The sequence below is a fragment of the Nocardia sp. NPDC004604 genome (assembly GCF_040609795.1).
Classification (GTDB): Bacteria; Actinomycetota; Actinomycetes; order Mycobacteriales; family Mycobacteriaceae; genus Nocardia.
Genome location: NZ_JBEXLC010000171.1, coordinates 1 through 18701 on the forward strand (window position 1 = coordinate 1; position 18701 = coordinate 18701).

Genomic DNA, 18701 nt, shown 5'->3' on the forward strand with positions numbered 1-18701 from the left:
GGTTCGGGTTCGGGCCCCGGTTCGGGTTCGGGCTCCTCCCAGATGCCGTCGTCCGGAGGCTCCGGTGCGTCGTAGTCTGTGGCGCCAGGGTTCGGCGCTCCGGGAAACGGTCAGCGCGGCGGCAGCAGGACGTCGTTGAGGGTCACCATGGACAGATTGCGCTCCTTGATGATGTCCACCAGCTGCCCATAGACATGGGTAACCGCAGGTGCGTTCGCATGACCGATAATGATCGTCTGCGGATTGAAATACTTACGCGCGCACTGCAACAGGTACTCCTCGGTGATCACACCGGAGTCCGACAGCGACCCGTACCACATGGTCGGCACCGTATAGCCGAGATCCGCCGCCACCTTGTCGACGGTGGCATTGTGGCGGCCGAAGGGCGGGCGGTAGTACGGCGTGCCGTCCACGCCGAAGTTGTTCCGCAGGTAGGACTTCGCCCGCTCCAATTGGGAGGAGATGCCCGATGCGGACTGCCTGGTCAGATCGGCATGGTCCCAGGTGTGGTTGCCGAGCTGGATCTGACCGGAATCGACCAAGGGCCGCAATGCATCTCGGTGAATCGCCCAGGAGTCGTAGTACGCGGTAACGAAGAAGGTGAATCGGGCGCCGGTATCCCTGGCGAACTTGATATAGGCACCGACCACTTCCGGACTCGCGCCGTCATCGACCGTGAGCGCCATGCTGGTGCCCGCACCGGGCAGCGCGGTGATCGTCTGCGCCGGAATCGGCGTCTTCGGTCCGATCGGGGGCGGCGGCAGCAGCGGCGCCGGTGCGGGCAGAATGGGCCCGCCGCCCGCCGAACCGCTGTTGAACGGCTCCCCCTCCGCCTTCACACAGCCGGTCAAAGCCGCCGCGGTTCCCGTAGCAAGCAGCGTCAGCAGCCGACGTCTATCCACGATCCAAACCCTTTTACTTCACTCGAACAGCACCCCGCCGCCCATCGGCGTAACGCGCAGGTAACAATCCACACTGTACCGAGCGAAACTGTCCGCGAGCTGAACCTCGGAACAACAAGTCGACAAAGTGACAACATTTTGCCGTTTGTCCGTGGTGAGCACCGACCGGAAGCACGGTGCGCCGAATCAGTAGGGTCGCAGCACGATCTCGGTGGGATGGCCGTCGCGCGGTGTGTCGATGGCGGCACGGACAGTACCCGCGACGGTCTCCGGGCGCAGGAACTCCTCCAGGCGGTATTCGCGGCCCTCGCCCGCGATGATCTCGCGCTGCATATCGGTATCGATGCGGCCGGGATGAATCGAGGTCACCCGCAGCGTCGGCTCCTCCAGCCGCAGTGCGTCACCGAAAGCGCGCAGTCCGAACTTGCTCGCCGCATAGGAGGCCCAGCCCGGATTGGCCCGCAAGCCCGCACCCGAATTGATCAGCACCACATGGCCATTGGCCGCGCGCAGGGCGGGCAGCAACAGCCGGGTCAACTCAGCGACCGCGATTACGTTGGCTTCCAAGGTATTTCGCCACTGCTGCACCGACGAATCGGCGATCGAACCGAGTTCGGCGACACCGGCATTGTGTACCAACACATCCAGCCGCCGAATCGGCGAAACCGCTTCGGCCACTGCGGAATAGTCGGTCAACTCGACCGGCCATCCGGTGGCTCCGGGCAGTTCGCCTAATATCGCGCGCAGCGCCTCGGCCGAGCGGGCGCCGAGCAAAAGATCGTGGGTCGGTGCGAGTTCGCGAGCGATCGCGGCGCCGAGCCCGCGGCTGGCGCCGGTGATCAGCGCGGTCGGCTTCGGTGTGCTGGTCACAGCGGAGGTCATGGGGCTCACCGTATCCGGCCGTGTCGAAAACCCGTCAGGGGCGGCGGCACGACCAACGCGGGTGGCGATGGACGCATATCGGGAACACAGAGATTCACGGACGGGGCATGCCAGAGTGAGATCCGCCGCACACCAGTCGACGATGAGCCGATCGCAAACCACTGCCGACTATCTGCCGGTGGCCCGCGACCCCCAGCCCGAGACGGACGTCACTGAGCGCGCGTATCTGCGGGTGTCATCGCAGAATAAAGGGATGGCACACCCGGGTTTCACCCCAACACAGCTCGCGGCCCGCGCCGCCTATCTGCTACGGGGCAACGATCTGGGCACCATGACCACGGCCGCGCCCCGACTGTATCCGCATATGTGGAGTTGGGACGCCGCCTTCGTCGCGGTCGGCCTCGCCCCGCTGAGTGTCGAGCGCGCGGTCATCGAACTGGACACTCTGCTCTCGGCGCAGTGGAAGAACGGGATGATCCCGCACATCGTCTTCGCCAATGGCGTGGACGGCTACTTTCCAGGCCCGGCCCGCTGGGAGTGCCGCCGACTGGCCGCCAATGCCCCGGACGGTCCGGACACCTCCGGCATCACCCAGCCGCCGGTGCACGCCATCGCGGTGCAGCGCATCCTGGACCATTCCCGCCGCCACGGCCGCAGCACCCGCGCGGTGGCCGAGGAATTCCTGAACCGGCGCTGGCCGGATCTGGTGCGCTGGCATCGCTGGCTGGCCCATGCCCGCGACCCCAAGGAGAGCGGCCGGATCACGCTGTACCACGGCTGGGAATCCGGGATGGACAATTCGCCGCGGTGGGACCGGGCCTATGCGAATGTGGTCCCCGGCGACCTGCCGCCGTACCAACGCGAGGATGTGCTGGTCGTCTCCGACCCCTCGCAGCGGCCCAGCGATCGCGAATACGACCGCTACCTGTGGCTGGTCGAGCAGATGCGCCGCGCCGGATACGACGACTATCTGCTCGCATCGACCATGAGCTTCGCGGTGGAGGATGTCTTCGTCACCGCGATCTTCGCGCTGGCCTGTGAGGTGCTCGCCAATATCGGCGAGGAGTACAAGCAGCCCCATGCCGATGTCCGCGACCTGTATTCGTGGGCGGAGCGCTTCCGCGCTGGCGTGGTCGCGACCACCGACGCCCGCACCGGCGCGGCGCGCGACTTCGACGTGCGCCTGCAACGCTGGATCAACACCGAAACCCTCGCCATGTTCGCCCCATTGCTGTGCGGCGGCCTGCCCCGCGATACCGAGCGCAGCCTGCTGCGCCTGTTCGAGGGACCGCGCTTCTGCGGCCACCCGGACCTGCGCTACGCCCTGCCGCCGTCGACCTCGCCGGTCTCCAAGGATTTTCGACCGCGCGAATACTGGCGCGGCCCGGTCTGGCCGGTCATGAGCTGGCTGTTCTCCTGGGTCTTCGCCCGCCGCGGCTGGGCCGAGCGCTCCTTTATGCTCCGCGCCGAGGGGCTGCGTCAGGCCAGCGACGGCAGCTTCGCCGAATACTACGAACCCTTCACCGGCGAACCGCTCGGCAGCATGCAGCAGTCCTGGACCGCGGCCTCGGTGCTGGACTGGCTCGGCTGACGCCGCGAACGGTTCGCGTACGGACGCTCGCCCGGCCACGGACGGCGGGCAATGGCTCGGCACGGGCGCTGCCAACGTGACATCGAGCAACGCTATCTAGTCAATACTGCGCAAATACCTCATACGTAACACTGGTCACACAGGGCACTAGTCGCTATCGTCGAATGGCATGGATAGCACTCGTTGGAGATCGACTCGCGCTGTGGCGCTGTCCGCGATCACTGTGGGCAGCATCCTTGTCGCAACCTCCGCCGGAACGGCGGTGGCCGACCGAACCGGGCCGGATGTGTCGTCGTGGCAGCATGTGGACGGGCGGTTCATCGATTGGTTCGCCGTGAAGCGGGCGGGACACGATTTCGCCATGGTCAAGGCGACCGAGGGATTGAGCTACCTCAATCCGTATTTCGTGCCGGACAGCTTGCTGATGCGGGCGGCCGGCGTCGCGCGCGGGACATATCACTACGCACGCCCGAATCTGCCGCCGGAGCCGCAGGCGGCGCTGTATGCGACGGTTGTGCTCGGACAGAACGGGCCACTGGATCTGCCGCCGGTACTCGATCTGGAGAATACGGGCGGGCTGAATCCGGCCGGGCTGATCGACTGGACACGGCGGTATCTGAATACCGTGCAGGCGCTGACCGGGCGAGTGCCGATCGTCTACACGTATCCGAATTTCTGGAAGACGGCTATGGCGAATACCAATGAATTCACCCGGTATCCGCTCTGGATCGCCGATTACCGCGGCAATGAACAACCCGAGGTGCCCGGTGGCTGGCCGACCTGGACGTTCTGGCAGACCACCGATGGCGGCAGCATTCCCGGTATTGCGGGCCGCACCGATGTCAATGTGTACAGCGGTGCCCAAGGCGATTTCGCACGCTACGCGAATATGGCGGGCTGAACAGCACGAAACCGCTACTCCCTGCAGGTTCGAGTAGCGGTTTCGTGTGCTGCACGGCCCTCGGCTAGGTGCCGATCCGGCCGCCACCCTTCTTCCACACCGAAACTACGGCGGGTCGGGGCAGACTATCGCCGCCATCGGGCCAATGCGAGGCGGGCTTTTCGGCGGTCGCATCATCGCGCTCGCCCGGATGCTGGACGCAGACGGTCACCCGATGCTCCGAAACCGTCGGGCCGCAGGTCTCCGCGCCGAACGGGACGGTCAGGAATTGTTTGGTCTCACCGCGATTCGGCCCGTCGAGCACCACCGAGAACAGACCGTCATTGGCACCGTTGGCGCGTGAGGCATCGGTGGAGATCCACAGGTTGCCGTAGTCGTCGAAGGCCAGGTTGTCCGGTGCGGCGATCGGGCTGACCTTGCCCTTGTCGAATCCGGCGAAATAGGTGTCGGTGGTCTTCGGATCACCGCACAGCATCAGGATATTCCAGGTGAATTTGGTACCCGCGTGGTCGTCGTCGATTTCGAGGACCTGTCCGAACTTGTTGATATTGCGCGGATTCGCCTCGTCGACGCCGGGCTTGCCCTCCTTGCCACGCTGCTCGTTATAGGTCAGCGCGACATAGACCTTGCCGGACTTGGGATTCGCCTCGAAGTCCTCGGGACGGTCCATCTTGGTGGCGCCGACCTTATCGGCCGCCAATCGGGTGAACACCGAAACCTGTTCGGCGGTGAAGCCGTCGACCTTCGACGTCGCCTTGCCGTCTTCGCCGGTGACCAGCAACGGAATCCATTGGCCGGTACCGGTGAAGCCCTTATCCGATGGCACGGTGCCATTGCCGTCGATCTTGTCCGGGTGGTCGCCGGCGAATTTGGCGACGTAGAGCGTGCCCGCGTCCAGGATCGTCAGATTGTGCCGCATGCTCGCCTGGCCGGTGCCGGACTGCACCTTTCGCGAGGATACGAACTTGTACATGTAGTCGAAGCGCTCATCGTCGCCCATATAGGCGACCACGGTGCCGTCCTTGGCGACGTGAATGGTCGCGGCCTCGTGCTTGAACCGGCCCAGCGCGGTGTGCTTGATCGGTGCGGCCGTGGCGTCCCACGGATTCAACTCGACGACCCAGCCGAATCGGTTGGCCTCATTGGGTTCCTTGGCCAGATCGAAGCGGGGCTCGTGGATCTCCCACTTGCGCTCCGAGGTATTCGCGAAACCGTAGCGCTTCAGCCCGGCCTTCGCGGCCTCGTCAGTGACCTTGTCCGCGTTCGCGAAGTACTGGTTGATGTTCTCTTCACCGGAAAGCACAGTGCCCCAGGGAGTCATACCGCCGGAGCAGTTGTTCAGGGTGCCGAGCACCTTGGCGCCGGTCGGGTCGGCGGACGTCTTCAGGAAGACGCTGCCCGCCGCGGGGCCGGTGACGGTGAACTCGGTGGTGCCGGTGATGCGACGGTTGTACTTGCCGAATTCCGGCGTCAGCTTTCCGGTTTCGGATTCGCCCTTGACCTGGACCACCGAGAGTCCGTGCGCGGCAAGCGCGGTCTGGTAGTGCTCCAGTGACGGGTTCGCCTTGTCGTAGCCCTTGAACATCTGCGGCTCGGTGGTGTACTCGTGATTCACCACCAGCAGATATGTGTTCGCCTGGCCTTCGATGGGCAGCAGCGCCGCGAAATCGTTGTTGAAGCCGAACTGCTTGCTTTGTGCGGCCGCAGTTTGCTTGTCCGGGTCGAATTTCGGTGCATCCGCGAAAAGCGGGTCGCCCCAGCGGATCACGACATTGTGCTCGTAGCCCTCCGGAATGACCAGGGCGTCATCGGAATTCGCCGCGACCGGCTTGAAATTGGTGCCCACCGGCACGCCGTCGACCAGCGAGCCGCCCGCCGCCAATTCGACCTTATCGTCGTCACCGCAGGCCGCGAGCACACCGGCCGCGCCGACCGCGACCACCACACCAGCGCTGCCCTTGAGCAGACCGCGCCGCGACAGCGCCGCGCGCACCACATCACCGAAGTATTCGTTGTCCGAAGTGTTGGGCACCTCGTGGAAGCAGGCGTTACCGCACTTGTACTGGCAGGTGATGGCCGACCGCTTCGGCTGGCCGTCCCTCTTCACGAACAAGGCGAGGGGCTTGGGGGTCACTACATACTCCTGACTAGTGCCGACGGCCGCACGGTAGGCCTCTCAGGCAATCCACAGGAAACGCTCAGATGAACGTCCGACCAATTCAACCCTCAACTTCCGATCCGGCCGCGTAGCGCGCTACTCGGCTGCCGTTGCGTTTCCGGCCCGAGGATCGATTAACTTGGAGGTAGGTATCAAGTCAGGAGCAGTGCGATGACTCGGTCCGCAGGAAAAATCCATCTCAGCCCAGCAGCCCTCGACTATCTCGATTCGATTCTCGCGGGCGCGATGGACGAGGCCCGCCTCGTGCTCATCGACCACGACGATTTGTCCATAGAGGGCGACGGCGGCTGCAACAGGTGTACCCATCCCACCTGTGTCGGCTTCATTGCGGGCGGTGGCGCGATGTGCAAGCGCCCGACCTGCCACCACAGCTTTTTCAGCCATCGGATCTTCTAGGGTTGTGCACACACGAATACTGCCCCCGCTCCGGGTGAGCGAGGGCAACATTTGCCGCGCGGGCTAGGCATTGATTTGCAGGGCGATCACGACCTCTTGTTCGTTCTCCGGCAGATAGTGCACCCGTAGTATGCGGCCGACCTGGACTTGGCCGACGCTGGCGGGCGGCAGAAACTTCTCCACACCGGTCGTGAAAGTCGTTCCGTCCGGGCGGGTTACGACAAGTCCGAGCTCGATTTTGGAGTGCCCGTTGCGAATTTCGCCGGGGACCGACAGCGACTGCACCACGGCCTGGGCGGCGATACCGCGCTCGGCGATATCGAGTTTGGCCTTGGTGGTGAAGCCCTTTCGGATCATGGACTCGTTCATGGCGTGCTGCGCGGCCGACATATCGCCGGAGCGGTCGACCTCGACCTTATCGGTGTGATCGGGGAGATAGCGCACCGGCAGGACGACGCCGGGTTGCAGCAGGGCGAGTTCGGTGAGCGGCACGATCATCTTGGCGTGCGAGTCGAAGATCTTGCCGTCGACGCCTTCGACGCTGAAGTCGATGCGGATCTGCGGCTGGTCGTTGACGGTCAGACCGGTCTGCCGGAAGGACTTGACGGTGCCGATGCCGACCAGGCCATTGCGGAAGGCCGAGCTGTTGTTGCCGGTGAAGGCCGCCATGATGCCCTCGCCGGTGAAGGCGAAGACCATCGGGACGATGGTGATGGCGATGATCGGCAGCGCCATCTGTGGTCCGACCCAGGCCAGGGTGCCGTCGTCGAAGGGGCCCGAGCTGGTATAGGTGAGGCCGTGCCAGAGGTAGTAGCCGATCGAAAGGACGAGGAAGCCGAGGGCGAGCGAGCGGGCGATATTCTTCATGGTATTCCCTTGTGCGTGAATGGATTTGGATCGCTCGGCCCGCTCACGCCCGGTGGCTGTGGAGCGTGAGCGGGCCGGGGTGCTTCGTCCGGATCAGCCGCCGACCACGGTCGAGCAGGCGAAGGTGATGTCGAATTTCGAGGTCTTCGGCCCCGCGGTCGGATTGGTGAGGTCGGGCGCGCCGACGCCCTCGCCGGTGACCTTGTAGGTATTGCCGTCCTTGACGACCTTGGCCGAACCGCCGGGCATGCCATTGCCGAAGCCCAGGGCGTAGGGCAGGCCATTGGAGCCGCCCTTGCTGCCCGCGACCGCGACGGCCTGGACGTTATCGGTGCCGGTGATGGAGGCGCTGACGCTCAGGGTGCCGTAGGTGGCGTTATTGGTGTCGCTGAGCGCAAGGGCGATGGTGTCGCCCTGCTTGGCGCAGGTGGTCTCGAACCTGCCGTCGAGCGCCTTGCCGTCGACCGAGGCGACCGATTTGCCCGGTGCCGGGGCCGGTGCCGGGGCGGCCGAGGTGCCCGGCTTGGCCGAGGTGGGCGACGAGCTGCTGGAGTTGTCGCTGCACCCGGTGACGAAGAGGGCGAGAGCGGCGGCGGCTGCGGTGAGGGCGGCGGAGATGCGGACCGACTTGGTGTTCATGACTTGTTCCTTTGCTTCGTTCGGTCCCGGTGTTGGGCCGATACGAGAAAGGTAGAAATCGAACGCGCCCTACCGATCCCAGGTTTTTCGGAGTCTGAAACGGACAAACTTCCGTTAACCTGGTCGAATGCGACGGCCGCGCGCGATGGTGCTGGACGAGGTTTGGCGCCGACTCGACGGCGTCGAACCGCTCAGTGGCCCCCACGGCGGGCCGCTGCGGCGGACGGTGAAACTGATTCTGGATCCGCTGGTAATCCGTCCGGTTCAGCATCCGACGTGTGCGGGGCCGATCCTCACCGCCGACGGCGCGACCCTGCTCGCCACCCGGATACACGCCGCCGCCGATGTGCTCCGCGCGACGGCCGCCTGGTTCTCCCTGCTCAAACAGGTCCGGCGGGCGCTGCGGATCACCGAGGGCAATCCGCAGGATCTGTACTTCCAGCGGTCATTCGAACTCGCCACCACATCGGGTATGCCGGATCCGCAGCGCGACCGGGCCATCGCCGAGGCGACGCTGCGCGATGTGCACGAATTCGCGGCGGGACGCACCACGCAGGCGCTCAAGGAGTACATCACCGCGGGTGCGCAGATCACCGAACTCACCGCGTTGATCGATATCGCGTGGCGACGCCGTCCGGTGGGCGGGCCGACCGGCGATCACGCCGAAATCTTCACGGCGCTGCTCGACGCGTGCGCGGCGGCCCGCGGCGGTGGGCAGGCCGACGGGCAGCCGACATTCGATCAGCTGATCGCCACCCACGCCGGAACGCACGGGGGAATTCGGCTGTGGGACAGCATATCCGCGCCGACCGCACAGCAACTCGGTCTCACCGCGCACCCGCTGCCACATTCACCCGCGCTCGGTTCCTCGGCCTCGAAGGCCAGTCTGGGGCTGCCGTTCGATCGCAGCATCTACGAACGCGTATTCACCGTGCTGCAGGCGTCGAGTGAACGGGCCGAACTGCCGCCCATTCCGGAACTGGTGACCGCCGAAATCGCCCGAAGCTGTGCGCCATGGGCGCTTTTGGACGAATCACTGCGGGTCGCGGCCACGGCCGGGGCGACGCTCGCACGCGGGCTGCGGCCGATCGCGGCGCTTGCGAGCACCGATGGCGCGAGCCCGGCCGGGTCGGAGGCGGCCGAAACGGCGGCGCATCGGCTGATCAATGGCCGCTGGCAGCGGGAGGCATATGTATTGCAGGCCCGGCGGCTCGCGGTGCGGGCCGATATCGACCTGCTCGATGGCCCGCTGGCCGCCATTGCCGCCGAACTGCGTACGCCATGGCGGCCCTATCTGCGACGACTGTGGGTTCGGCTGCACGGCCGCGATGTCCGGGAGGTCGGCGTCTACGAGCCGGACGAACTGTGGGATCTGCTCGACGGCGTGGCCCGCTCGGTAATGCTGGACCACCGGATGCGGGTCAAACAGGCGCTGAGCGCGAGTTCCCTGGTCAACGAGCCGGATCCGGCGGAATCGAGGGCGAGCTGATGAGCGCGACCGTGCGGATCGGACGGACCGCGGACGGCATCTGGACCGTCGTGCCCGAGGGCGCGCCGACCGTACTCGATGCCGCGGCGGCGATCGATGCCATGGTGTTGGAGGTGGCCGGCGGTCATCTGTCCTGGAGTCTGCTTGCCGGACAGACGATTCCGGCAGCCGTTATCGACCATATCGAGCTGGCACACGACTGGCTGTGGGCGGTGTACGGCGAACGGATCGCCGTGGCCATCGCCGATACCGAATTCACCGCCGGAGCCGAATTCACCGCCGAACCAGCGGTGCCCGGTCTCGTAACCGCCGCATGGCGGCTCGGATTCGCGTATTGGGCCACACGCTGGTGGCCCGCATCGACGATCGATGGCATCACCCCGCTCGACGACCGGCTGCTCGACCAGGAGATCACCGCCTTGCGCGCGGAGTGCGAACTGCTCATCGATGACCAGACCGTACCGGAAGACGAGACACTGGATATCAGCACAGCCGTTGAAATATCCACTCGTGCAGCGGATTATGCGCTTGCGGCCGGTGGCGGCACGGACCGTCCGGCCGGTGCGCTGTCGCTCGGACGCGGCACCGGTGGCTGGGATTGGCGGCGGTGCCCGCCGGGGCTCATCGATGCGTCCGAGCGGGCGGTGTCGTGGGAGTCGATACGGGATTCGGGGACCACGACGGTTCGCATTACCGCGGTCGCCGCACCCCAATTGGATTCGGCCGCACCGGCACATCTGCACCCGCGGGCGTTCATCACCACGCCGGTTGGTACCGCGGAGGCCGAGTTGAACCTGATCGGCGATCTCTGGACCGGTGCGACGACCACGCCATCGGATTCGGTATCGGCGGTGGATGTCTACGTGCCCGGCGTCGGCGCGACCCCGGATCCGGAATTGGGCGGCCCGGAAATGCGTCGGCGGATCCGCGAACTCGCGGCGGCGCGGTTACGTCGGGCCACCGGCTCCGATGATGCCGTCGACGCACCGCTGCTGGCCGAGATCGCCGCCGCCGCATCGGATTCGGACTTCTGAGGTGTCCGATGATGGCGGCCGTGCGCGACTGGCCGAAGGAGCCGCCGCCTACCAGCGCGGCGATGTCGGCGCGGCCAGGCGGCTGTTCGAGGAGATAGCCCGGACGAGCACGAATGGCCTGCGGATCAGCGCGCTGGTCAATGCCGCGAGCATGTGCGATGAACTCGGCGATCATGCCGAGGCGATCGTGATGTTCCGCGCCGCACTCGCGGAGATGCCCGACGATGCGATCGAAAAGCGAACCGCCGCACTGATCAATCTCTCCCAGGCGCTACAGCACATCGGCGATCTCGACGCTGCGCAGCAGGCGCTGGAACAGGCGCGGGCGCTGCTCACCGAACACAATGACGAGAGCATGCAGCGGGTGGCCTGTTTGCTCTCGCTGACCGCGGTGGCGTTCCACCGCCAGAGCTGGGCCTACGCTATCGAGCTGGCCACCGAATCACTGGACGCCGCAGTGCGTTTCGCACCGCATCTGGCCGGACATCCGCTTTCGACACTCGGCGGGATCTACTTCGAGACCGGACGGCGCGAACTCGCCATCGACTTCATGCGCCAGGCGCTCGCGGCATTCGACGCGGCCGGTGACCGCAACGCCGTCGCCGAGACGGAACAGAATCTGGCCGTTATGTACGTCAGATCGGACCGGTTCGACGAGGCCGAACCGCCGCTGCGGTCCAGCCAGGAGTATTTCGAGCGGGCCGGACTCGGCTATCGGGCCGGTGTCGGCCTGAAGACCATGGGCTTTCTCGCCGAGCGACGCGATGACATCGATGCGGCGGACCTGCGCTACCGCAGCAGCCTGCGGTACTTCCATGAATCGGGCGCGGTGCTCGATGCCGCCGATGTGCGCGTGCGCCTGGCCACGGTGGCCTACGCGACCGGCCGCTACGACGCGGGCGAAGTGCTCATCGCCGAGGCATTCGCCGCCTATGCCGAGCGTGGACTCGGATTGCATTGCGCCCAAATCGATTTCTGGCATGCGACGCTGCTGGAATCGGTCATCGAGGCGGCGGAAGCGCCGGATGGCGCGCTGTTGGCGCGGGCGATCGAACTCGCGGTTCCGTCGGCGCTGGCCATCGATGCCGTGCGCCACACGCTGCCAAATGGCAATCAACGCGAGCAGTGGAACCGTCAGATCGCCGATCCGGCGGTGCGGCTGGCATTCCGGTTCGCCTATCTGTCCGGCAATGGTCCGCTGATCGTGGATCTCATCGAAACACAGTGTGCGGGTACGACATTGGATATCGCCAGATCAACGGCCGGTGCGCCGCCCCGACTGCCCCTGGAATTATTCGATCCGCCAGCGGTTTCGGTCGAGGAGATGCCGAGTGTGCAGGTCGGGACCGGGCCGCAGAGTGGGTCGGCACCGCAGCTCGGCACGGCGCTGGCCGAGGTCGCGGCCGGTGCCGGACTTCCGGTGGCGCCGCCGCCGCGGGTGGCCGTGGCACCGGATGGCCATATCGCATTGGCCGCCTTTATCGATGCCGCCGAGCGACGCTATGGACAGCGGGTGCGCGACAGCCGGGTATTGCCCGCATGACCGCACCGGAACAACCCACCGTCATCGTGCGAATGGCGGACGCGGGCGATCTGTACATGTCCTGGCGCTGGCTCGGAAACAGCTATGACCGGGGCGCGAGCATGTTGCCCGGTACGGCGGTCGGCGAGGCTGTCGCACAGCTGGCGGCAGCGCTGCCCCACCCCGCGGAACCGGGCGGACTCGAACGCGCCATGACGACGGGCGCTTTCGCGTCATATGACTCGGAATATCTCGTCGCGCAGGCGCTTTCTCGAGCACTTCTGCCCTACGGTCTGGCCGCGCAACTGTACGAGCTGTATGTGCGTGGCATACGCCCGCATATTCGGTTGCAGCCCTCGCCCCGCGTGGCCCAGATCCCCTGGGAGATCATCGCTCCCGATCCGGAGCTGCGCCTGGTGGATATCGCCGATATCAGCTTGCTCGCCCCGGCCAGCATTGTGCACGGCCCGGACCGGACGGCGCGCACCTGGTCCGAGACGCGGACACTGCCGGTAGTGGCGGTCCTCGACCCGCGCGTCCCCGGCTTCCGCGCTGACTCCGCACTCGGGTCGGTGCTCGGCCGGATGGATCCCGAATCGCCACTGGCCCAGCGTGTCGCCGAATATCGCGACCAAGGCAGGCTGGTACCCGCGGTCGACGATCCGATCGAGGTATTCCGGCGCACCGATATCGATCGGAGCTGGTTGAGCGAGGCGCTGCGCAGTGGCGCCAGCCGCCTCACCTATGTGGGACATGTGACCGCGGCAGCCCCCGAATCCGGCCAAAGCGAGGCCTCCGAACTACATCTGGCCTGCGCCGCCGAGGCCATCGGCTTCGCCACACCCATTCGAGCGCACCGCCCGCTCTCGGCCAAGGACCTGCTACTCGGCACCCACACCCTCACCACGGAACCCATTGCCGGACCGCAACTCTGGCCGATCCCCAGCCGGGTTGCGTTGATCGCCTGCGAAAGCGGCGGCGATATGCGCTTCAGCGAGGCCCTCGGCCTGGTGGCCGCCATGATCAACGGTGGCGCCGAACTGGTCACCGCCAGCCGCTGGCCCCTCCCCACCGACCTCGCCTTCCAACGCCTGGCCGGAGCACCCCCCGAAGCCCACCCCCTACAAGACGCCATCTGCGCCATCGACGCCGCCCACGAACACCCCGACCCCATAACCACCCTCGCCACCTGGCAACGCACCCGCCTGACTACCTGGCGCACCGAACGCACCATCGAACACTCCCCCCTCCTCTGGTCCGCCTTCGCCACCGTCCGAACGTGACCAGCGCCTATCGGTAGGCGTCCGAGCGCTTCGCGACGATGCAGACGGTCACCACCTGCTCGGTATCGTCGACCCGTAGACGATGCGTGCGGTCTGGATCGTCGGCGCGCAGAAGCTGGTGCCCGACCTGAGCACGGCGCTGCGCCGCGTCGAGGAGCACGCTCTCCCGCTGGAGAGCGCCCGCGCCCAGGCGGTGTACGGGATGCCGAGCGCCGTGAACCGCCTGCTCATCCTCAACGCGGAACCCCACCCAGGGGGCGGAACCGTGCTGCTTCTCCGCGAGGCCATCGGATACTGACCCGGCCCGGGGATTCGTTTGAAGCACGGGCTCAGAGCCAGTCAATGATGGCGGCGATCTGGACGGTGGCTTCGTGACTGCGAACTCGTCGTGCCAGGTCGCCACGGCCCGGTGCCGCTCGGCATGCGAAGTCTCCGCACTGGTGAACGTCATCTTGATCGACGACACGCCTACCGGAGACCTCGTTCATAAGAGCGCCGCAGTGAGCGGATCGGAACCAGCACCAACCCGCACCGCACCCACATCTCGAATGCCCCCTAGGAGCGGTGGGTGAGCAGGTGTTGCATGAGTAGCCGGGTGAGGGATTCGGGGGCCTCTTCGGGGATCCAGTGGGAGATGTCTTCGAGCATTTCGAAGCGGTAGGGGGCGGTGACGTGGTTGGCGGTGCTGAGGGCGGCGGTGGAGCCGATGGCGGTGTCTTCGGTGCTCCAGACGTAGAGGGTCGGGACGGCGATCGGGGCGGTTGGACCGGCGAGCGGGAGGGCTCGGTACCAGTTCAGGGCCGCGGTGAGGGCATCGGGGCGGGTGAGGCGGTGGATGTAGTCGTCGATGCGCTCCTGCGGGATCTTCCAGTCGAAGATCTTGCGCAGGGCGGCGGCGTCATCGGCGAGTAGGGCGCGTTCGGGGGTGCGGGGCTGGCGGAAGTAGGAGAAGTGCTGGGCGCGCTGGGCCTGGTCCTCGTCCTCGGACATGGCCGGTAGGAAGGCGGCGGGGTGTGGCTGCGATACGGCGGTCAGGGTGCGGATCCGTGCCGGGAATTCGGCCGCAACCGCCCACGCGACGTGCGCGCCCAAGTCGTGGCCGACGAGATCGAAACGCTGCCAACCCAATTGGTCGGCTATGGCGATGACATCGCCGATCAGCTCCGCCACGCGATAGTCGGCGACCTTATCGGGGCGCACGCCGGGCGAATAGCCGCGCTGATCGGGTGCCACGACATGGCAGCCCCCGCCGCCGAGCGCGGTGAGCTGGAATTCCCATGCGATGGCGGCCTCCGGAAAGCCGTGGAGCAGCATGACTTCGCGGCCACCGGGTGCACCGCTGGTCAACGCGTCGAAGGTGCCGAACTCGGTGGGAATCGTGGTTGCCTCGAGCACGGGCTCGACTCTAGAGGGCGGTACCGACCACAAACGCCGAACGCGGCATCAGCTGGTGGGGACGGCAGCCGGCGGAGCCGGCGGGGTGGGTAAGCACTGCCGATGCCGCGTTTCGCGGAGTTGGTCGGTTGGTTCCAAGATTCAGCGGGCCTTGCGGATGCCGAGGTACTGCAGGGCCGCGAAGCCGCCGACGGTGGCCGCCTGCATGACGGTCCAGATCGAGCCGACCAGGTTCAGTTCGAGGACGCCTTCGACGAGCGCGGCGAGACTGACCACGACCCAGGCGGCATTGGCGGCGGCGGCGACAGCCGCGGCCTTGGTATTGATGGTCTTGGCCATGCCGACCAGGGCGACGCCGATGCCGTAGAGGGTCAAGAAGATGCCGATCGGGATACCGATCTCACGGTCGAGGCCGAGCAGCGATTCCAGCGGGCCCGAAAGTGCCAGGTAGGCAAGGCCGTTGACGCCGGTGATGACGGCATCCAGCCGCAGTGCGGCGCGCAGCAGGTTCTGGCCGGGGGCGAGCAGGGTGGACATGTAGGCGGGAGCGGTGGTGGTCATGGCTGTATTTCCTTCTGGGGTAACGATTTCGGATGATCGGGGGCCGCGGCCATCGGTAGACCCGATGGCAGCGGCGGGGAGCAGGTCAGGCGGCGGCGGGAACCTTGTCGAGGAAGCCGTAGACGTTGGCGATGCGCCCGTCCTTGACGACCGCGACATCGAAGCCGATCACGACGGCAGGTGCATCCGCGGGGCCGAGTTCCCAGGTGAATCGCACCTGGTCGTGGTGGGCGTCGACCGGTCCGGCGAGGGTGAACACCCAACCCGGGAACTGGGCTTGGACTCCGGCGATGGCCGCGTCGAGCTGGTCGTGTCCGGCGACCGCGGCCAGCGGGTCGGTGTAGGTGGCGTCGGCGGTGAACACGGCTTCGATTCCGGCCTTGCGGGCGGCGGCGTCGGTGGTGTTCCAGACTTCCAGGTACTGCGCGACGAGCTCGTTCATGATGGCCTCCTAGGCTTCTGATCTGCGGTTTCTCTGTCGTTCCTACTGACAGGAACTACGTTATGGGCAGAGCAGGGTGCGCCGAATCAGTCATCTATAAGTACTTTTCGCCGACCTATACGTATGTGGTCGGCGCGGTGCCGCGTCGAGCCATCGCGAGCAGCACGACACCGGTGCCGATTCGCCACCAGACGAAGGGGTCGATGGCCAGGCGTTCGGCCGCGCCGGGCGCGGAGTTCTCGCTGGTCAGCGCGGCGACCATGCCGAAGATGCTCACGGCCAGCAGGGCGAGAGTCATTGCGGTATAACCGCGGTGCGGCCGGTACAGCCAGGCGATGATCGCCATGATCGCGATGCCGGAGAACAGTTCCAGGTATGCGCCGGTGGGATGCAGCACAGCGCGAAGGTGACTGCCACCGGCCACCTCGCCCGCACTGCCAGGGAAGACGCCGACCAACACATTGCCGAGGCAGTTGATCACGGCGAGATACGGAATCGACCTGGCCAGTGGCCTTTTCGGAAGCATCGGCGACAGCAGCACCGCGGCGGCGAGCACGAGGAGGCCGAGAAGCACGAATTCTGCGGACATCAGTGCGTGCCAGGGCGAGCAGATGAACCTGTCCCGCGGGGTGCCGTATCGGTGCATTTCACCGAGGCATTCGGGGACGCCGAGATCGCTGATCATATTGCGTGACCAGCTGTAGTCATGCGGCGCGGGCCAGCGTGCGGCCACGATCAGCTCGATGAGGTAGTACGAGATCGACAGAATCAGCAGTGCGGCACCGGTTTTCAGGCGGGTCGTCATCACAGCTCCAACAGCATCTCGAATTCCGGCCGTGGATCTTCGGGCCCGATCATCCCCTGTACTCCCGTGCGCACGAACCCGTGTCGCAGATACAACCGCTCGGCCACCGTGTTGCCCGCCGCAACCTCCAACCACACCTTGCGATGACCCGCACCGACCGCCCAGTCGACCACAGCTCGCACGAGGCGATCCGAAACCCCTGTCCCCCGTGCCTTTCCAGCAACCCACATCGAAATCAGGTGCGCTCCTGACCGTTCGGGATCATCCAGCCCCGCTGCCGTCCCGACGTCGCTGCCGTCGACACTAGCCACGAACTGCGCTCGATGGACCAGCAGCTCCCGCCAATCCTGATCGGTCCTGGCCCGCGCGTGCTCGAGTGTCGACCCGAATGCCTGCGGCGCGTCGGCCAAGGCACGCAGCCGAATACTCCGGAATGCAGACCAGTCGTCGGCGGTCAGCAGCCGCACTCGGACCCCTGAATCACCCATCCGCCATGTCTACGCGAGCCCGAGTCTGCTGGCGAGCCGGTTTCGGGTGACCTGCGCCGTGCGGTCCTGGTAGGCACGCAGATTCGGGGATCGCGGTCGATCCGCCCGCACGCTCGCTCGCACAGCACAATCGTGCCGTGCGAGCGCCACCGGTCCCCGGTGTGCAGCGATCGAACTCAGTGGTCGTCGTAGTGGCCGTTGTGGGCGGCGTGGCGGTGACCGTCGTGCAGATAGTCGACGTGGTCACCGTGTTGTACGGCTTCGTGGCCGCAGTTGGGACCGTGGACGTGGTCGTGACCCGGGTGTTCGACGTGTGCGGTCGGTTCGCATTCGTCGTAGTGGCCGGCGTGTTCGCGGTGCAGGTGGCCGTCGTGGGCGTATTCGACGTGGTCACCGTGGACCACCTTGGTATGGCCGCAATCGGGGCCGTGGACGTGCTGGTGTTCGGTGTGCTCGATATGCGCTGTGGCCATCAGACCTCCTCGTTTCCATCGCTGGACGTGTAGCGCCGAGAGCGTCGACACATTAGCAGGTACGCATCTATCGAGTTTACTAGAGGTGTGCTGTAGGTCACAGAACCTGTGCGAGGAAGCGCTGCAGGCGTGGGGTCTGCGGATCGTCGAACAGCGCGTCGGGTGTGCCGGTTTCGACGACCTGACCTGCGTCCATGAACAGCACACTGTCGGAGACGCTGCGCGCGAAACCCATTTCGTGGGTCACCACGATCATCGACATACCCTCGGTTGCCAGATCGGCCATCAGCGCGAGAATGCCCTTCACCAGTTCCGGATCCAGCGCCGAGGTGGCCTCGTCGAAGAACATGATCTCCGGCTGCATGGCCAGCGCGCGGGCGATCGCGACGCGCTGCTGCTGACCGCCGGACAGATTCGCCGGACGCGTATCGGCCTTCGCGGCCAGGCCGACCACCTCCAGTTGTTCGACGGCCAGCGCACGTGCGGCATCCTTGGACAGCCCACGCAACTTGCGCGGCCCGAGCGCCACATTTTCGGCGACCGTCTTGTGCGGGAACAGATTGAAGTGCTGGAACACCATGCCGATGCGCTGGCGCAGCTCGTCCGGATCCTCGGTGAGCACCGATCTGCCGTCCAGCAGCACATCGCCCTGATCGGGTTCGTGCAGCCGGTTCAGCACGCGCAGTAGCGTCGACTTGCCGGAGCCGGACGGCCCGATGACGGTGGTGGTCTTACCCGCGTCGACGTGGATATCGACGCCGCGCAGCACGTGGTTGTGGCCGAGCGTCAGATGCAGGCCGGTTCCGGTGAGGGAGGCACTCATGCCTCCACCTCGCTGGCGCTCGGTTCCGG

At 66.1% G+C, this 18701-nt stretch carries 20 protein-coding genes; 8 read left to right on the forward strand and 12 right to left on the reverse strand.

Annotated elements, in window-relative coordinates; genetic code table 11:
* Positions 1 to 110: 110 nt before the first annotated feature.
* Together ABZW16_RS37560 and ABZW16_RS37565 are read right to left on the reverse strand one after the other, a co-directional pair.
* Positions 111 to 902 carry a polysaccharide deacetylase family protein gene (locus ABZW16_RS37560; RefSeq protein ID WP_354960895.1) on the reverse strand — a complete coding sequence of 264 codons (792 nt, stop codon included), beginning with the start codon at positions 900 to 902 and terminating at the stop codon, positions 111 to 113.
* A 186-nt stretch (positions 903 to 1088) separates the two neighbouring features.
* Positions 1089 to 1784, reverse strand: a complete 696-nt coding sequence (locus ABZW16_RS37565; protein ID WP_354960896.1) for an SDR family oxidoreductase — start codon at positions 1782 to 1784, stop codon at positions 1089 to 1091.
* 253 nt (positions 1785 to 2037) lie between these two features.
* On the opposite strand from ABZW16_RS37565, the gene ABZW16_RS37570 reads away from it, so the two are divergent.
* Both ABZW16_RS37570 and ABZW16_RS37575 read left to right on the forward strand, forming a co-directional pair.
* A complete protein-coding gene (locus ABZW16_RS37570; RefSeq protein WP_354960913.1) occupies positions 2038 to 3375 on the forward strand; it encodes a glycogen debranching protein in 1338 nt (445 codons plus the stop codon).
* A 169-nt stretch (positions 3376 to 3544) separates the two neighbouring features.
* Positions 3545 to 4276, forward strand: coding sequence for a glycoside hydrolase family 25 protein (locus tag ABZW16_RS37575; protein WP_354960897.1), 732 nt, complete (start codon positions 3545 to 3547; stop codon positions 4274 to 4276).
* Positions 4277 to 4340: 64 nt separating this feature from the next.
* Here the strand turns inward: ABZW16_RS37575 and ABZW16_RS37580 are convergent, their stop codons facing one another.
* Complete coding sequence (locus tag ABZW16_RS37580) at positions 4341 to 6410, reverse strand: PhoX family phosphatase (RefSeq protein WP_354960899.1); 2070 nt, start codon at positions 6408 to 6410, stop codon at positions 4341 to 4343.
* Between the two features lie 195 nt (positions 6411 to 6605).
* On the opposite strand from ABZW16_RS37580, the gene ABZW16_RS37585 reads away from it, so the two are divergent.
* A complete protein-coding gene (locus tag ABZW16_RS37585) occupies positions 6606 to 6851 on the forward strand; it encodes a hypothetical protein (protein ID WP_354960900.1) in 246 nt (81 codons plus the stop codon).
* A gap of 63 nt (positions 6852 to 6914) precedes the next feature.
* Here ABZW16_RS37585 and ABZW16_RS37590 read toward each other — a convergent pair whose 3' ends face one another.
* Both ABZW16_RS37590 and ABZW16_RS37595 read right to left on the reverse strand, forming a co-directional pair.
* Positions 6915 to 7718, reverse strand: coding sequence for a hypothetical protein (locus ABZW16_RS37590; protein ID WP_354960901.1), 804 nt, complete (start codon positions 7716 to 7718; stop codon positions 6915 to 6917).
* A 93-nt stretch (positions 7719 to 7811) separates the two neighbouring features.
* On the reverse strand, positions 7812 to 8357 hold the full coding sequence (locus ABZW16_RS37595) for a lipoprotein LpqH (RefSeq protein WP_354960902.1): 546 nt from the start codon (positions 8355 to 8357) through the stop codon (positions 7812 to 7814).
* A gap of 145 nt (positions 8358 to 8502) precedes the next feature.
* Between ABZW16_RS37595 and ABZW16_RS37600 the strand changes: the two genes are divergently transcribed.
* From ABZW16_RS37600 to ABZW16_RS37620, 5 genes are all read left to right on the forward strand, one after another.
* Positions 8503 to 9846, forward strand: a complete 1344-nt coding sequence (locus tag ABZW16_RS37600) for a hypothetical protein (protein WP_354960914.1) — start codon at positions 8503 to 8505, stop codon at positions 9844 to 9846.
* Positions 9846 to 10880, forward strand: coding sequence for a hypothetical protein (locus ABZW16_RS37605; RefSeq protein WP_354960903.1), 1035 nt, complete (start codon positions 9846 to 9848; stop codon positions 10878 to 10880). Before ABZW16_RS37600 ends, ABZW16_RS37605 begins: the two co-directional genes overlap by 1 nt.
* Position 10881: 1 nt before the next feature.
* The gene (locus ABZW16_RS37610; protein WP_354960904.1) at positions 10882 to 12423 is read left to right on the forward strand and encodes a tetratricopeptide repeat protein; all 1542 of its coding nucleotides are present in this window, start codon (positions 10882 to 10884) and stop codon (positions 12421 to 12423) included.
* Positions 12420 to 13685, forward strand: coding sequence for a CHAT domain-containing protein (locus ABZW16_RS37615; protein ID WP_354960905.1), 1266 nt, complete (start codon positions 12420 to 12422; stop codon positions 13683 to 13685). The genes ABZW16_RS37610 and ABZW16_RS37615 overlap by 4 nt, the downstream gene beginning before the upstream one ends.
* A gap of 82 nt (positions 13686 to 13767) precedes the next feature.
* Positions 13768 to 13983 carry a hypothetical protein gene (locus ABZW16_RS37620; protein WP_354960906.1) on the forward strand — a complete coding sequence of 72 codons (216 nt, stop codon included), beginning with the start codon at positions 13768 to 13770 and terminating at the stop codon, positions 13981 to 13983.
* A gap of 257 nt (positions 13984 to 14240) precedes the next feature.
* Here the strand turns inward: ABZW16_RS37620 and ABZW16_RS37625 are convergent, their stop codons facing one another.
* From ABZW16_RS37625 to ABZW16_RS37655, 7 genes are all read right to left on the reverse strand, one after another.
* A complete protein-coding gene (locus ABZW16_RS37625; protein ID WP_354960907.1) occupies positions 14241 to 15080 on the reverse strand; it encodes an alpha/beta hydrolase in 840 nt (279 codons plus the stop codon).
* A gap of 141 nt (positions 15081 to 15221) precedes the next feature.
* Positions 15222 to 15641, reverse strand: coding sequence for a hypothetical protein (locus ABZW16_RS37630; RefSeq protein ID WP_354960908.1), 420 nt, complete (start codon positions 15639 to 15641; stop codon positions 15222 to 15224).
* Positions 15642 to 15726: 85 nt separating this feature from the next.
* Positions 15727 to 16083, reverse strand: a complete 357-nt coding sequence (locus tag ABZW16_RS37635) for a nuclear transport factor 2 family protein (protein WP_354960909.1) — start codon at positions 16081 to 16083, stop codon at positions 15727 to 15729.
* Between the two features lie 115 nt (positions 16084 to 16198).
* Entirely contained in the window at positions 16199 to 16888 is a 690-nt protein-coding gene (locus tag ABZW16_RS37640; RefSeq protein ID WP_354960910.1) for a DUF998 domain-containing protein, read from the reverse strand.
* The gene (locus ABZW16_RS37645) at positions 16888 to 17376 is read right to left on the reverse strand and encodes a GNAT family N-acetyltransferase (protein WP_354960911.1); all 489 of its coding nucleotides are present in this window, start codon (positions 17374 to 17376) and stop codon (positions 16888 to 16890) included. The genes ABZW16_RS37640 and ABZW16_RS37645 overlap by 1 nt, the downstream gene beginning before the upstream one ends.
* Positions 17377 to 17552: 176 nt before the next feature.
* On the reverse strand, positions 17553 to 17852 hold the full coding sequence (locus tag ABZW16_RS37650; protein WP_354960915.1) for a hypothetical protein: 300 nt from the start codon (positions 17850 to 17852) through the stop codon (positions 17553 to 17555).
* Between the two features lie 94 nt (positions 17853 to 17946).
* On the reverse strand, positions 17947 to 18672 hold the full coding sequence (locus ABZW16_RS37655; protein ID WP_354960912.1) for an amino acid ABC transporter ATP-binding protein: 726 nt from the start codon (positions 18670 to 18672) through the stop codon (positions 17947 to 17949).
* Positions 18673 to 18701 lie beyond the last annotated feature (29 nt).